We start from the raw sequence: 992 nt of genomic DNA on the forward strand, positions 1-992 counted from the left end.
GAAGGACATCGAAGCCCGCAGGGCCCAGAACGAAATCAAGAGTCTTTTCCCGGAGAAGCACCGCGCTTTGCGTGGTCACGAGTTCTGCCCGTCAGCGGAGGCATCGGCTATTCCGCCGATCTACGCGACTGACGGAATCGTCAATGCGGAGAAGGTGCTGCACTTGCACTACTTCGTTGGCGGGTGCGACTGGTATTACGCGGAGTTGGACCCGCAGAGCCTCACCGGTTTCGGGTGGGCCCAGTTGGCCGCCGACTGTGGTGAGTGGAGTTACCTCCCCAGCTTGCGGGAGCTCGAAGGCATGAAGGTTCACGGGTTGTTCGTGGTGGAGCGTGACTTGGGCTTCGAGCCGATGCGTGCGGTCGAAGTCGACAGGATCCGTCAGCAGATGATCCGGCGCAGCTAGATCCTGCTGGCAAGCCACCCACCCCAATGGGTGTACACATACAGCCGCAGTTTGTGGTGGGGGCGGTAACGCCCCCACCACCGCGCCCCCACACCAGCCCACCGGCGTATGGCCGGGTCCGGGATCCGCCGGCATTTCCCTACTGCCCCATGCCCGGAAAGAGCCCCGCGACGGGTGCGGCAGTGCCCTCGTCGCATCAACGCAATCACAGAGACAGGTAGTCCTTATGACCGCGAAGAAGAAGACCGTCGCCCCGCCCGTCGCCCGGGTGCTGCCCTTGACGCAGCTGCGGGACGATCGCAACGTCCGCCAGGTGTTGGGCATCGAGGACGGGTGGTTGGTGGAGTCCGTCCGTGAGAACGGCATCGTCTCCCCCCTGGTGGTGGAGCCCGCCCCGGACGCCCCGGAGTTGTACGACGTCATCCAGGGCAAGCGCCGTCTTGCCGCCGCCCGGCAGGCCGAACTCACCGAAGCCCCGGTGTACGTGCTGGACCCCGCCCGCCGGGAAGCGGGTTTGGCCTATATCGAAATGCTGGTGGAGAACGCCGAGGAGGGGCGCAAGTCGCTGACCGACTTGGAGCAGGCC

At 65.1% G+C, this 992-nt stretch carries 2 protein-coding genes; both read left to right on the forward strand.

Annotation, left to right across the window (positions count from 1 at the left end; genetic code table 11):
- Positions 1–406 (forward strand): DUF2958 domain-containing protein (locus IE269_RS42750; RefSeq protein ID WP_189828772.1); only part of this gene is annotated, 406 nt, incomplete at its 5' end.
- Between the two features lie 226 nt (positions 407–632).
- Positions 633–992, forward strand: a 360-nt coding sequence (locus tag IE269_RS42755) for a ParB N-terminal domain-containing protein (protein ID WP_189828773.1), incomplete at its 3' end; no start/stop codon positions are given.

It is taken from the genome of Streptomyces spiroverticillatus, assembly GCA_014650415.1.
Classification (GTDB): Bacteria; Actinomycetota; Actinomycetes; order Streptomycetales; family Streptomycetaceae; genus Streptomyces; species Streptomyces spiroverticillatus.